The sequence below is a fragment of the Sporosarcina sp. BP05 genome (assembly GCF_014282005.1).
Lineage (GTDB): Bacteria > Bacillota > Bacilli > Bacillales_A > Planococcaceae > Sporosarcina.
On record NZ_JACFTD010000030.1, the window covers coordinates 1 to 14,058 of the forward strand.

Genomic DNA, 14,058 nt, shown 5'->3' on the forward strand with positions numbered 1-14,058 from the left:
GATTATCGCTAGCAAGTGATAATCAAAGTTATCACCAGTTGATAATTATCACTAGTCAACTGTAATGAACCTTGGAAATAACTCACGTCAATCCTAAATATACGAGATACCTTCATTTCCTAACTGGGGATAATCATATCTGCCTTTATAATGAAATCATCAGTGCTAAAACTGAAATTCATTATGGAGGATGATGTTTATGAACATCACAGAACTTACAGACAGCGCATGCAGATGTCTGAAGGACCAATATTTTACCGACTCGACGATCTACGTGAATTACCGACGGCATTGGAATGGTATTCTTAAATCCACTGATACCGAATTCAGCACGAAGGTTGTCAGTGACTACCTAATCCAAAGATGCGGCAGAGATTTACTACTTGACGAACCATCTACATTGTCATTAAAGGAATACAGGATCCATCATGCTTTTCAATCCTTGATCTTTTTCTATAACTTCCAGTCAATGCCCGGGACATCAATGGTTTCTACTATTGTTAGGATAAAATTGTCCGAATTCGACGACCAGTGTTTAACCAGTTATATTGACTATGTGAAAGACCTTGATTACAGCCAAAGTACACTGAAATATTGTTATAACACAATCCACAATTTTTTAGTTTCTTGTTCGTTGACTGATATTTGCGATAGTCAATTGCTAGATTATTTCAAGTCACTTTCCGACCTTTCGAAACAGACTGTAAGGTCCAAGTTAAAAGTATTGAAAAGTTTTCTCTATTACTGTCACGAGAGAGGCTTTATAGGATTAGACTACATCCCGTTGTTCCCATCCAATAAGTTGCGCTCTCAAACGGAGATTCCATCAGTTTATACTCCAGAAGAAATAGCCCAGCTACTGGAGTACATAAGGAACAGTGGTTATACGAATAAAAGACGTAATTATGCCATTGCCGTTTTGATTGCGGTGTATGGTTTCCGTGCAGGTGACATCAAAAAAATGAAGTTGTCGGATATAGACTGGGAAAATGAAACCATCCGTGTTGACCAATCGAAAACCAAACAGCGGCTTGTGCATAAGCTTACCTGCCATACTGGCAATGCGTTGGCAGAGTATATACTGAAGGAAAGACCCGAAGGGACGAGCGAAAAGGTTTTTCTGAAAAATGACGGGTTTGAAATGAAATCCTCTGTAACGATTTCAACAATGTTTTTCAACGCCTTCATAAATTCAGGCATCAACATTAACGGGAGGAAACACGGGAGCCACAGCTTAAGGCATTCGTTGGCATCAAACATGCTTTCCAATGGTATTGGCATCCTAGAGATTTCCAAAACCCTAGGGCATGCCTCCGTGGATACTACTAGAATCTATTCTAAAGTGGACATTACCCAGCTGCGCCTGTGCGAGTTGGAGGTGCCCAGACATGAGTAAACCCTATATCTGTGACCGTACCTATTTTAATAGTTTTTTAGCCGAAAGCATTGTTTCGTTTGTTGAATATAAAGTAAATGTTGGCGGATGTACTGCGGAATCTTTTCTTTCCGTAATGTCATTGTTTGACAGGCATTGCACGAACCATACAGAACCGGAGGTCTGTTTAAAACAAGATACAGTCCTCAGTTTTCTTACCATTGGTCCTGGCGAAAAGAATTCAACAGCAATAAGGAAGTCTTCGATTATCCGTTCATTCGGAAGGTATCTTGCAGCAGTACTCAGGATCAAAGATATTTATATCGTACCTAAATTGGTGAAACGGGGACAGAAAACCTTTGTACCACATGTCTTTACCCATGATGAAATTGCAAGACTGCTACATGAAGCCGATAATTACCAGCCAAAACAGGAGTATACCAAAACCCCGAACATGGTTAACTGTATGTCTTGTATGTTCAAAATGCTTTATTGCACCGGTATGCGTATTTCCGAAGTGTCCGGTTTAAAAAAGCATGAAGTTGACCTTGAACAGCGTGTTATCCATATAAACCAAGCTAAAAATGACAACAAGCGAATAGTGACTATCTCAGATTCGCTTGCTGATGCTTGCAACACATATCTAGAATTAACCAGAGACTGTAAAACATCCAATATTTATTTCTTTGATACTGGTTCCTCCTATAATGACGGACGCGTATCTATCCAAAGAGCATATACCTATTTTAGACGTTTTCTGAATGGCGCGAGCATAGAACATAAAGGGAAGGGTTTTGGCCCAAGGATGCATGATATAAGGGTAACATTTGCAGTCCATTCTCTTCAAAAACTGTCACAGTTGCCTGGTGATATTAATGTACATCTCACGTCACTTTCAGTATTTATGGGACACCAGTCAATTTATTGCACACAAGAATATTTGTGGTTAACCGCCGAACTATTTCAGAACACCCTAGAAAAGATGGAGGATTATACCTCATTTGTATCATCCATTTTTGATGAAAAGGTGGATGATCTTGATGAATAAAACTTTCCCCGGAATGCTTGAACACTATGTGGTCTCTTATGTCAAGGACGAAGCTGGGATGTCCAAAGAAACTCTTCGTGCGTATTACTCAGCTATAGAACAATATATCATCTGGCTAAAGGAAACTCGCAGTATCGGTATCAAAGACATTGAAGTAACGCAATTTAGTAAAGAGAATATAAAATCATTTCTATCATACATTGAAACCGAAAGAAAGGTTTCAGTGGCAACGAGGAACCTCCGCAGGGCAGCTCTAGTAGCATTTCTTGCTTTTGCATCGGAAGTGAATCCACTTTATGCCAATGCATATATTGAAGCGAAGAAAATCAAAAACAAGAAGGCACCTAAGCCCAAAAAGGATTTCCTTACTATTGAGGAGTATCAGGCATTGCTTGAATCTATAGATATATCAACTAAGGCAGGATTTAAACACTATATCCTTATCCATATTATGTATGATACGGCAGCGAGGGTGGATGAAACTGTTCGAATGAACATGGAGGACTTTTCATTCGGAAAAGAAAACTCAGTCGTGATATTCGGAAAAGGCTCTAAATACCGCAGGGTATATTTAACCAAACATACCGTAAAGCTAATCAAAGAATACAGTCAGAAATTCAACCTCGAAAAAGGCGCCATGTTTAAAAACCGATGCGGGAACAGGATATCGGATTCAGGTATTGATTACATACTGAAAAAGTACGCAGAAACCGCATCTGAAAAACAAAAAACACTTGTCAGTAAAAAGGTTTCGCCGCACATCCTACGGAGGTCGAAAGCAACACACATGCTTTTGAATGGAGCCAGTCTTCCAGTCATCCAAAGGTTTCTCGGGCACGAATCCATTCAGACTACAGAGGCCTATCTTGATATTGGCTCAGAAGCAATGATCAAAGTAGTGGAAGAAGCGGGGAAACTGATTTTTAAGGATACTTCTGAAGAAACTGTGTCATCATGGAAAGACCCTGGTATCCTGAAAAGGCTTAAAGGAATGGTAAAGTAACTCCACAAATGATTATCCCCAGTCGGATTCTGACTGTTCGACCTTTTAAGTTGATACTATGGCTGTTGGTATCGAAAGCACTGCAGGATACCAAGTACTAACTGGGGGTAATTATCAACTGGTGATAACTTTAATATCGACGTCTACACAGTGATATAAACACGCCCGATTAATCAGGGTTTCTAACCTGGCTTTCGCGTGATGCGTACTACGATTGGGTCTAAAACCATAACTGTGTTTATAAAACTTTGCTTCACAGATAGGTTCAAGCACTTGAAGAATACATTGTTGGAACAATCTGTCCCAAATAGTTGGAATCCCTAAAGGACGAGTTTTTCCGTTTGCCTTCGGGATAAAAACCCGTCGAACGGCTTTGGGTGTATAACGTCCAAACATTCGTTGTATCGTCGATACAACTTCTCCAACGGACTGTTGACTAATATCTTCAATCGTTAGTTCATCATATCCAGCCGTTCTACTGCCAGTATTTCGTTTAATATTACGATAAGCTAATCGAATGTTTTCATCGGATTGCATTAAATCGAGTAATCCATAAAAATTTTGACCATTAGCACTTTGAGCGTATAAAGAATCAAAATGATATTGCATATCATAATACTCGTTGTGCCTCAGTTTCTTTCGTTTTAACAAGTCGGTGGCTCCTTTGGAGCTGAACCTCTATTAGTCTTACAAGAACCTTATTAATCGTTTAAGAACTGTCTTGCATGGTTGAATGAATCTTTTATTAGCCTAGTGGCTATCCCTCCACGTTCATTACACGCTTCAACGGTACTGTGCCACCACTTTCACTGATATGAAGAAAAGTTATACAATCGCTAGTCTCACAACTATTTTCCTTTTCAACGCTTCATCAAGAGTAAGCTCTCCACGTTATCAGCTTACAACGTTGAATTATATCTATTATGGAACAAACTTAGGTGCCTCCTTTGAGCCTGTTAGCATTGCATGTGCCTGTAACACAAGATGGATTTTTATATTGCTGATTCTTACTCATCCATAGCTAACCCTACATGTGGTAGTAAATACATTTCTATATAATGTGCGTCTAGACCCGTACATTCAGAGGTTCGCCAGCAATACAGTATCTTATTGTATTTACATTGCATTCTCACCCTATTTATTCAACCCAAGCATCATGATTTACACCACCCCATCGGGTAGGATTTCGTCAGCCAAACTGTTACGGTAAATTCTCACGCCTATTAGCCGAGCTTATAACACACTTTTCCTTACTAATCAGCGTGCTACTCGACGCAGGGGAAGCCTTTCAGAGCGTTACTTCCTCATTCGACTTCTCGATATAACCCTTCAGTTTTAGGATACCTAAAACTGCCTAACCTTTACCGAAATTGTGTGACCACATTTCATTTGAGTTAGGAACATTTCGCACCAACAATCGCACCCGTTAGTTGAACAAGATTTTACTCTATATACTCAATAAACATTGCTGGAACAGCTTCAAAAATATAAATTGCAGGGTTACTAAAAGGCTTGTATCTCAAAAACTCTTCAAGAGTATGCATACTTTCCCAATACTGTTTCATTAAATCTTCCTTTGAAGGTAAACCTTTAACATCTTCATATAAATAAGCAAATAAATCACTAGATATATCTAGATTGAAAACCAGTATTTTATCACTGAACATAGGAAATTGAAAATAAGGTTTTTCAAACGGTTCCAAATGTGCACCGAAAGCAACTTTAAAATCAATCCATTTTGGCAAATGTGCAGGTCTGAAACAATCTATTTCTGTAAATAATTTACCGCTGGTTGAATACCATTTTGTTGCTGTACTATGATTTAATCCTTCCTTTAAAACCCTGTCACTATCATTTTCAATGTCCAAATGATATAAAAACATGCTATCGACTCCTTTCGTAAAATAAAACTCTGCTAACAAAATTCTTCTTCAACTAACCTGCCCCGTTAGTTTAAGTGTATCACTTCACAATCTCAATAGAGTAAAGGCTATTGACACAAAGATTCATTCCAATAAACGGTCTTCTGTTGTTCCACTAAAGCCCCCGTTTGCGAACTAGCTAGATAATGATTACTTTTGTTTCTCGATGATTAATTGTCCTTTTTGCTGCTCGACATTGAAAGTGAATTCCTTACTATTTACCAAATTTGCTGAAACTGTTTTTCCTAGATAGCGTTCATCTGCATAGATAAATACATAACCCTCTTTTTCAATAATAACGTAACCTTCACGCTCTCCTTCCTGTAATTCCAATAAGCTATAACCTGCTCTTGAGTAATTAAATAGAGCAATGGCAGGCTTATCATCAATAGCTAATGCAAAAGCTGTCAGCTCACCATCAATCCATTCATCTATTTTAGTTATTTCTGCAAGGTCTTTGTTTAACGAATAAGGACTTTTATAATACGATTGAAGTTCACGCCAAATTTCTTGCTGTGTCTGATGTTCGAGATTTGACCAAGTTCCTATTTCTGTTACTTCATCTTTATCGACTTGCAAGGTCACACCGATTGTTGGCGTCTCTATATCATTGACATCAAAATTACCAACCGTAAATCCAGCTTCATAATGTTCCGGTGCAACCGTGAATACCCTATTGGGGTAGTTTTTATCTAGATAATCACTTACGATTTCATACGCCTCAGAATGTTTGTTCGTTTTCAACGTAGGAAAATAGAGAACGTATCCGATAAATCCTAAGACTAGAATACTCGTTAACACGATTGCTACTCTTCTTTTCTTTCTAAAAATAAACCACAGAATTGTTATCGCAATTACTACTGCAACTCCAATTATAAAAAAGTAGATCAGTTCACTTGGACTCATTGGATCTCTCCTAAAACAAAAGTAATTCTTCTAAGTGTTCTTCTAAAATCTGTCCCGTTAGTTGAAGAAGAAAAAAAGAAATTGCAACTCAAGCACTCGTTAGTTCATTAACAAATTAATAATATCCATCTCCTTGATACAACTTAATTTTATTGCAATCTCCATTGGTTTACCCCTAATTCTGTCGGTTTCTTTTTATTAGTCTAACCAACCATCAAGAAACTCTCTATTTTCCTCACCGAAATACTCAATAAAGAAGCGCGAAAAGGTGTTACTATCTACATATTTAAATTGATATTCATTAAAGTAATCAGATAAAAATTGAATTGCTTCTTCTTGTCCTCCACGTTCTCTAAAAAAATCCCTTAATAAGAGTGGGGTTTTTCCATATATAGTGGAATGATAGTCAGACTCTTTAAATTTATCTAACGCAAGATTTACTTTACGACTTGTACTAGTAATTTTCGCTAAATTACTAGCAAATTCAAACCCGATTGTCTCGTCCTTGTACTTATCTGTTAAGAACATCGAGGTAACAAATACTGCTAAACTTTCATCGAGCCAAGCATCATGGTATGGATCATTCGAAACCATATTATAAAACCATTGATGTGCTATCTCATGAACAAGTGTGACCTCATAATTATCCTCGCTATTCGAAAATTCTACTACATTCGGATACTCCATGTCTCCTCCATTTCCTATCAAATCTAGCTCAGCGTATGGATAGTCCCCAATCTTTTTCTCGAGATAGGCAAAGGCTTCCCCTGCTGCTTCAAGTTCTTCCATCAAAACTTCCCTTCTATCAAATGGAAGTAATAGCCTCAATGTGGTGTCATTAACTTTTAATGATTCACTGGTCCATTCCTGTGGATTCAAGAGTGCCATATAAAAGTCCTTAATGTTTTCCCCTTCAAGTTTCCCTGTCATGGTTGGACGGATTTCTCCATCTTCCACTGAACTAACCACAAGAAATTCTTTTGGAAGACTGTAGTTCACTTTATAATCACCATAACTTGTATGATAAGACTCTCCTCTAATTTCATAGTCTTTAATGTTCCAGCCATTTTGGTAGTGCCCTAACATCGGATACCATTGGGCCAAATAGAAGTTTGCCCCCACTCTAGACAATCGGTTCCCATGTTCAGGTATTTTCATTGTATAATCAATTTTCACTCGATTCTTCGCACCTGGCAATAGCTCATTATCCAGTTTAAGTAACAGCTTATTGTTCGATAAATCGTATTGTATGTCTTCTCCTGCTACCGTAACTGAAGTAATCGAAACATCCGCGGTATCCTGTAAAATTTCAGGTTTATATTCTTCAGTAAACGCATTTGGGATAAAATAAAACCCAATATCACTCCAAGTATCTTGGGACTCATTTGTAACATCTATTTCAGCACTTATATGAAAGAGATTGTTTTTATCTAATTTCATGTCTATTAAGTAAGCCCCACTTGCACCAGGAAGAATAGCGATTTCAATTGAAGTATCTTGAACAGCTGGAATGTCCCCCTCGGTTTTCAAGTCCGTATTCGTCGTAACTATTTCAGACACTTCTTTTTCAAAATCGGGTTTTGCAATTACAAACAACATAAGAACACCAACAAATAATGTCGCTCCTGCAAAACTAACGACAACTTTAAATTGTTTATCAGTTCTTTTAGAATTGGTTAGTCTGCCTTCTGCCCCTTCAATAGGTTGCATTTTCACCGCAATCCTAGATGGAATCCAACTTCCTAATATCCCTACTATAATTGGAATTAAACAACTGATTAGTGGTAACCATAATTCTGTTAGGGGGATAGGTCCATACATAAAGTAAATGATTATGAATGACAGTACTCCACCAACTAATCCTCCAATAAGTCCTATAACTGCCCCCTCAACTAATACCATTTTTCGAATATGGGCATTCTTCCATCCTAATGCTTTTAATAGGGATATCTCACTCCTACGTTCTTTAATATTTTGCCACATGATTTGTGACGTGGTTAGGATAGAAATAAGTAGAGAAATTGAAACTGCAATATAATGATGTATGCCAACTTCCATAAAGACATATTGACCTAACCAAGAGGTATATAAAACACCATTTAAACGGAAGGTAACATAGATAAACAGAATTAATAATGCCGTTGGCAAGGCTATTGCTAAGATGGAAACTAAATTTCTCTGTACCCTTCCCATAACTGTGTTAAAAACCATTGAAAACAAGCCTTTTGTTCTAATTATTCTTTTCCCTGGAAGATTAGTTTCACCTGCTCTCATTACATGCCAAGGGTGAATTTTATTAATTAAACGGGAAGGAAATAAAGGGCCAATTATATAAATAAGTAAAATGAAAAATGTTAATAAAAGAATCTCTGATATTGATAAAGTCTCGGTTTCTTTATAGCTTAGCCCTAATTGAACTACGAGTGTTAATAAGGAAACAATTATACCTATTAATAAAGACTCTATTATGAGAATACTTTTTAATTGCCTTGGTTTCCAGCCTATCGAAAGAAGAACCGCAAACTCTTGTTTTCTTGATAAATATGAAACTAGGTTAGTTGAGAATACATACATAATCGCTACAAGGATTACACTAATAATTATTCCCGAGTACCCTAGTTTTGTTTCTTTAAAAATAGTAATGGAAGCACCTTTTTTTACCCAAAGCTGTTCCACCCATCCCACTTCTTCACTCTTTCCTACTTTAGGTATATTTATTAATAAAGGTTGTGGCGATGACCCTAACGTAATATCCGTATGCAGCCCTGTTTGCTTTTTAATTTCTTTTGCTACAAGTTCTAATTTTTTCTGACTCTCTTCATCTATTGTCTCGACACCCTTTACCTTTATTCGAATCGCAGAAATTGGTTTGTCCCCTAAAATATGCCCTGCTGCTTCAATGGTTGTAAGCATTGTAGGTGGCTGCATTAAAAATCCATAGATATTCGAATCAGAATTTATTTTTTTAGGTGGATTAACAGGTTGTCCATCTTTATTTAAAACATGAGTTGCAGTTGGGGTGCTGTAAGTTTCCATTGGTAATTCACTTAAAGGGTCCTTTGAAATATTCAATTTTGATGGATCGTACAAACCAATAATATAAGGACTTAATCTCGGGTTGGTTGCCATGCTTACATCTGTTAATTGAGGTTTGCGGTAGGTATAGTTATCTCCCTTTAACTCATTTGAAACGTCTTCATAAGGAATTACTTGAAGTGCTTTTTCCCACCTTTCCGGAAACGGACTGCCTATTGATTGATATGTAAGTGGTCCAGTTTTTTCCTGGAGAATCTTATCACTTAAGTTTAATGTAAATGAATCATCTTTGTTAATTTCCTCTCCTGTTTTACTATCCACTCCAGTCAAGTTCTCTATTAAAGATGTATGCACTTTATCGGAATTATAAGCATATTCTTTCGTGTCTTTTGATGATAACGACTTTAAATATTCTTCTCCTCCATTTTTCTCAATAATAGCTAAGGACTTTTCCATTGACTCGTTGTTAAACGGAATAACTAATCTCTCTAGTTTGAAGTTTAAATTCTGATCTAAAAAGGAACGATTAGATAAGAGTATGGGGAATCCAGTATTTTTTACGTTTATTTCATTTCCATCTATTCCTTCGAAGCTGAAATCTGTTGAATATACCATATCACTATCTGAAAAATACTCCTGTCCTTCTAGTGGCAATACGGCATTTTCTAAACCAACTAGTCTTGCTTCCTCAATTGGATCTACACCTGCTAACAAAACTCTTGTATAACTTGATAGATAATTTTCAAAAGCAATTATTCCATATTTTCTACTTAGAGTTGGATCAGGTTGTTCATAAATTCCCTTTGAAAAATAAAACTCAGACTTGCGTTCTATAGAATCCAATCCTCCAAGATCTTGTGCGATACTCGTCAGTCTATAAATTCCAGGTTCCGAAATATCAAGATGTTTTAATATAACATTATAACTAGTAAACCCAATCATACTAATAGGAGCTGCTATATCAATATCTGGGATTTCTTTTATTTTGTTGTATTCATCCAAAGAAATACCGCCTGATACCCCACTTATATAATTTGGATCAAAAAAATTGTCGTTTTGGGCAATACCTTTAGTACCTTCGGGTCTGACAACAATATGATAAGATGCATCCCATTTCTTCTGTAAAGAATCAACTACTGTTCCTTTATTTGATTCAGACAATCCGATTAATGTACTTAGCCCCCCGCTGATTAATAAAGCACCAATCATCATCAGTAAAAATCGTTCCTTTTGTCTAATCCAACCTTTGACAATAAATGAAATCATACTGGTCCACCTTCTCGATCTTTTATGATTGCTCCATCCTTCATTTCAATAACTCGACCTGCTTTTTCCGCTAATAATGGGTCATGTGTGACAAGGATTACTCCACATTTTTTCTCTCTGTTTAATTGTTGAAGTAGTTCAAAAATAGTGTTACCCGTTTGCGTATCTAAGTTCCCTGTCGGCTCATCAGCCAAAATCCAATCAGGCTGAGCAATTAAAGCACGGGCAATAGCAACACGTTGTTGTTGACCACCAGATAATTGAGAAGGGAATGAATTTAACTTATCGGCTAGTCCTACTAAATTTAATAGCTCTATTGCTCTCTCCTTTTTATTAAAGTGAATGGTTCTATTAAATAAAGGAATCAAGACATTTTCTAAAGCAGTTAGCGTTGGTAATAGGTGGAATTGCTGAAAGACAAATCCAATATTATTAAATCTAATATCAGCTAATTCATCTAAACCAAGACCATTAATTAGTTTATCTTCAAAATAAAGCTGTCCACTTGTTTGCTGATCTAGAGTTCCCATAATACTAAGTAAGGTAGATTTACCCGAACCCGAAGGACCCATAATTGAAACAAATTCCCCTTTAGTAAACTCAATACTCACATCAGATAACGCCCTAGTCTCTACTCCATCACCCTTATAATGTTTTGATACATTTTCAAACTTAATATGTTCCATAATAGACAAACCTCCTAGTAGATACTCTTAAACTAACCTACCCTTTACTTTAATACGTCTGAAATGAGTATAGGTTCCAATTTTACACAAATATTCCATATAAAATTATCAAAAGTCCATTTTTTCTTATTGAACTAAACTGCCACTTAGTTGAACAAAGAATTCCATCGCTGAACAAGGTTGTATGCTGCATGCACCCATAGTAGACATAACACCCGTTCACGGAAGTAGTTAACTTCATTACTTAATAAGAAAAAGCTGCCCTGTAAAGGCAGCCGATTTTTAACTAAAGCACCAGTTAGTTGAAGAAGAGCTGCTTCTTTAGTTGATTAAGAAAAAAGAGAGGATTAGTATTCTCTAGAATTAAAACCCTCAATTTTTTATACCATCTTTACTTTCTTTAATTTCCGGTAACTGTTCTTCTGCTTTATTAAGAGCCTCAATTTCCTCTTTTGTTCTTGGTTTTCTGTTTTGATTTACATACTGGACTTTATTGAGAGTAGACTCTACAGATTTTAAATTATCGTTTTTAGTATTTCTTGAAATCACAAAATCATTTGCTTTAGACATAATTCTACCATTATTATTGTATTTAAACTGTCCTTGTTTCATGCCGATAATGACGTATGCATCTTCGATAATTGGACCTTCGTATTTCTCAAGAAATAACAACACCGTTTCATTATTTTGGACCTTAGGATCCATATCCCCATTATTCTGCAAAATAGTAATTTCCAGATCATTATCCAGATCATTGAATTCATCTCTAAAAATATCATTAACCTTCACTCGAGTCTTATAAAACGACAAGTCCCTATATATAAATTCTCTAGATACACCTGAACCTTTTGCAGTTAAGACAATTGGGGAAATTTCCGCCAAATCCTCTATTGTAGAAACATTATGAAATAACACATATTCATAGCCGTTCGAATCATTAGATACTTCATCTACAGAATTTTTTTTATTTGTAACCTCGGAGATGCTTGCAACTTTTTCATTATTCAAACCACATCCAGTAATAAGCACTGCTAAACATATTAAGTAGATCGGTTTTAGTTTCATTGTTTCATCTCCTCCTAGTAGATGTCCGTTTTTCCTGCTTTATCCCCTTCACCAAGGTCCACTTGAAACGATTCGGAAATCGAATCTTCAACTAACCTGCTGCGTTAGTTGAATAAGATTATCGATTTATTTTGAAGAGGAATACTTTCAAAGTTTCTCGTTTTACGCCTTCCTCGATTTGCTCGTCATCATCTCTAACCTCTTCAAATGGAAAGCCATCGTGATATGGAAATCTTAGAAACTCCTCAATAATAGGCTTAAGTTTATTTGTAATTTCAATTTCACATCCGAATGGTAGGGCAGTGTCATAATCTGATATTAAATTAAACTTTATTTGTGCCGATTGCCAATCGAACCAAATATAGAAGAGCATTCCATCAAGATTATTTGAACTTCTTATTTGCTCGCGTCTGTTCGTCATCACTCTTTGAAAAAAATCTATGAAATCTTCCACTACTATCTCAGTTGCTAATTCCTTGCTAATAGACATTGACCATGTGTTGTTTGTTGTTTCTTCAGCTAGGTCTTGCAGACTCTCACCAATAAACAGAGGGTCAACAACTATTTCTTCAAGGGAATGAAAAAACTCATTTTTATCCATAATTTCTCCTTCTTCAAACAGCATTTTATCAAACTTATTTTACTACTTCTTATTCAACTAACCTGCCCCGTTAGGTCAACAGAGTTACTTACTTTTATTATGCAGTTCAAATGACTCTTCAGAGTCATCCCATATTACATTTACCTTTATAACTTCATCTTCACTTACCTTTGCCGTACCTTTTGAAGCGCCTGTATTCGAAAATATGACTGTTTGAAGTGTTTCTGTAAACTGTTCGGTTTTGTTCTGACTACTAAAATTTGTTTCATACGAATATTGGTGCTCTTGTAATGAAGACAACTCTTCCAAGGAACCTTTGTATTTCAATACAAACAGATGTCTATCTTCGTTCATATAAGTTTTTATTCCATTTTTCTCTTTCCATATTTCTGTTTCCATATTTCTGTTCCATTATAGGTAAATTCAGCTTCCTAGCTTTCACTTTCTCCACTAAATATATAATCATTGTTCGTAGTTTCTGAACATGCTGTTAAAAGCATTATTGTAAATAATAAAGTTATTATTTTCTTCAACTTAACTCCCCCCAAAAATAAAATGAATTATTAACTATTTCCACACATTCCCCAAAATACCTCATTCCTCAACTAACCTGCCCTGTTAGTTGAAGTACAATCATTCACATACTCTTATCATTACTCTGCATGTTGTGGTTCATTTCCACTTTCTTCTACCGATGTGCCTGATACAGTCCACATGCTTACTTGCCTTACCACTGTATCTTCAACTGTATATTCATAAACTACTTTTGGCTCACTATCAAAAATTACATGAAGATTTATAACAGGTTCTATTTTAAAGTCGTCTGTATCTGTAATTCCCCATGAATCCATTGGATACTTTTCTTTTAAATGACCTTCTAATACTTCTATGGCTTTTCCAGTTTGTTGCCCTATAATCAAAGGTCTAATTGCCCCTTGATAGATATAACTACAAATTAAAATAATGCCCAATATAACCCAAACAAACTTCCTAACTTTCTTAGGTAATAGAAAAGTTATAACCCACTGCAAAAATACATATTGTAATAAAAAATAACCCAATTAAGATTGTTGGTTCCATGTACTACCACACCCTTTACATTTTATTCATATTTACTATTATCTCATAAGAATCCAATTACTCCTTATTG

General features: G+C 36.1%; 11 protein-coding genes and 1 pseudogene. 3 read left to right on the top strand and 9 right to left on the bottom strand.

Features of this window, described 5'->3' with window-relative positions; all coding sequences use genetic code 11:
• Positions 1-199: 199 nt before the first annotated feature.
• The 3 genes from H2672_RS18175 to H2672_RS18185 are packed head-to-tail and all read left to right on the top strand — an operon-like array spanning position 200 to position 3,426.
• Complete coding sequence (locus tag H2672_RS18175) at positions 200-1,396, top strand: tyrosine-type recombinase/integrase (RefSeq protein ID WP_186673717.1); 1,197 nt, start codon at positions 200-202, stop codon at positions 1,394-1,396.
• Positions 1,389-2,423 (top strand): tyrosine-type recombinase/integrase, encoded by a 1,035-nt coding sequence (locus tag H2672_RS18180; protein WP_186673718.1) that lies wholly within the window; start codon positions 1,389-1,391, stop codon positions 2,421-2,423. The genes H2672_RS18175 and H2672_RS18180 overlap by 8 nt, the downstream gene beginning before the upstream one ends.
• Positions 2,416-3,426 (top strand): tyrosine-type recombinase/integrase, encoded by a 1,011-nt coding sequence (locus tag H2672_RS18185; RefSeq protein ID WP_186673720.1) that lies wholly within the window; start codon positions 2,416-2,418, stop codon positions 3,424-3,426. The genes H2672_RS18180 and H2672_RS18185 overlap by 8 nt, the downstream gene beginning before the upstream one ends.
• 129 nt (positions 3,427-3,555) lie before the next feature.
• On the opposite strand, the pseudogene H2672_RS18190 reads toward H2672_RS18185, so the two are convergent.
• From H2672_RS18190 to H2672_RS18230, 9 genes and pseudogenes are all read right to left on the bottom strand, one after another.
• Positions 3,556-4,077: pseudogene (locus H2672_RS18190) on the bottom strand (reverse transcriptase domain-containing protein); the annotation flags it as partial.
• Between the two features lie 791 nt (positions 4,078-4,868).
• Positions 4,869-5,309, bottom strand: coding sequence for a hypothetical protein (locus H2672_RS18195; RefSeq protein WP_186673723.1), 441 nt, complete (start codon positions 5,307-5,309; stop codon positions 4,869-4,871).
• A 189-nt stretch (positions 5,310-5,498) separates the two neighbouring features.
• The gene (locus tag H2672_RS18200) at positions 5,499-6,254 is read right to left on the bottom strand and encodes a hypothetical protein (protein WP_186673725.1); all 756 of its coding nucleotides are present in this window, start codon (positions 6,252-6,254) and stop codon (positions 5,499-5,501) included.
• Between the two features lie 198 nt (positions 6,255-6,452).
• Positions 6,453-10,556, bottom strand: a complete 4,104-nt coding sequence (locus H2672_RS18205; protein WP_186673727.1) for an FtsX-like permease family protein — start codon at positions 10,554-10,556, stop codon at positions 6,453-6,455.
• Positions 10,553-11,242 carry an ABC transporter ATP-binding protein gene (locus tag H2672_RS18210; protein WP_222439457.1) on the bottom strand — a complete coding sequence of 230 codons (690 nt, stop codon included), beginning with the start codon at positions 11,240-11,242 and terminating at the stop codon, positions 10,553-10,555. The genes H2672_RS18205 and H2672_RS18210 overlap by 4 nt, the downstream gene beginning before the upstream one ends.
• 372 nt (positions 11,243-11,614) lie before the next feature.
• Positions 11,615-12,307: a hypothetical protein gene (locus H2672_RS18215; protein ID WP_186673730.1), complete on the bottom strand. Its 693-nt coding sequence runs from the start codon at positions 12,305-12,307 to the stop codon at positions 11,615-11,617.
• A 118-nt stretch (positions 12,308-12,425) separates the two neighbouring features.
• Positions 12,426-12,908 carry a hypothetical protein gene (locus H2672_RS18220; protein ID WP_186673732.1) on the bottom strand — a complete coding sequence of 161 codons (483 nt, stop codon included), beginning with the start codon at positions 12,906-12,908 and terminating at the stop codon, positions 12,426-12,428.
• An 84-nt stretch (positions 12,909-12,992) separates the two neighbouring features.
• Positions 12,993-13,307, bottom strand: a complete 315-nt coding sequence (locus H2672_RS18225; RefSeq protein ID WP_186673735.1) for a hypothetical protein — start codon at positions 13,305-13,307, stop codon at positions 12,993-12,995.
• 254 nt (positions 13,308-13,561) lie between these two features.
• The gene (locus H2672_RS18230; protein WP_186673737.1) at positions 13,562-13,828 is read right to left on the bottom strand and encodes a hypothetical protein; all 267 of its coding nucleotides are present in this window, start codon (positions 13,826-13,828) and stop codon (positions 13,562-13,564) included.
• Positions 13,829-14,058 lie beyond the last annotated feature (230 nt).

Excerpts from the sequence above, each read along its gene's own strand:
- H2672_RS18180 (WP_186673718.1), top strand. The coding sequence starts at position 1,389 with ATGAGTAAACCCTATATCTGTGACCGTACCTATTTTAATAGTTTTTTA.
- H2672_RS18225 (WP_186673735.1), bottom strand. The coding sequence starts at position 13,307 with ATGGAAACAGAAATATGGAAAGAGAAAAATGGAATAAAAACTTATATG.
- H2672_RS18220 (WP_186673732.1), bottom strand. The coding sequence starts at position 12,908 with ATGGATAAAAATGAGTTTTTTCATTCCCTTGAAGAAATAGTTGTTGAC.
- H2672_RS18210 (WP_222439457.1), bottom strand. The coding sequence starts at position 11,242 with ATGGAACATATTAAGTTTGAAAATGTATCAAAACATTATAAGGGTGAT.
- H2672_RS18195 (WP_186673723.1), bottom strand. The coding sequence starts at position 5,309 with ATGTTTTTATATCATTTGGACATTGAAAATGATAGTGACAGGGTTTTA.
- H2672_RS18200 (WP_186673725.1), bottom strand. The coding sequence starts at position 6,254 with ATGAGTCCAAGTGAACTGATCTACTTTTTTATAATTGGAGTTGCAGTA.
- H2672_RS18215 (WP_186673730.1), bottom strand. The coding sequence starts at position 12,307 with ATGAAACTAAAACCGATCTACTTAATATGTTTAGCAGTGCTTATTACT.
- H2672_RS18175 (WP_186673717.1), top strand. The coding sequence starts at position 200 with ATGAACATCACAGAACTTACAGACAGCGCATGCAGATGTCTGAAGGAC.
- H2672_RS18185 (WP_186673720.1), top strand. The coding sequence starts at position 2,416 with ATGAATAAAACTTTCCCCGGAATGCTTGAACACTATGTGGTCTCTTAT.
- H2672_RS18205 (WP_186673727.1), bottom strand. The coding sequence starts at position 10,556 with ATGATTTCATTTATTGTCAAAGGTTGGATTAGACAAAAGGAACGATTT.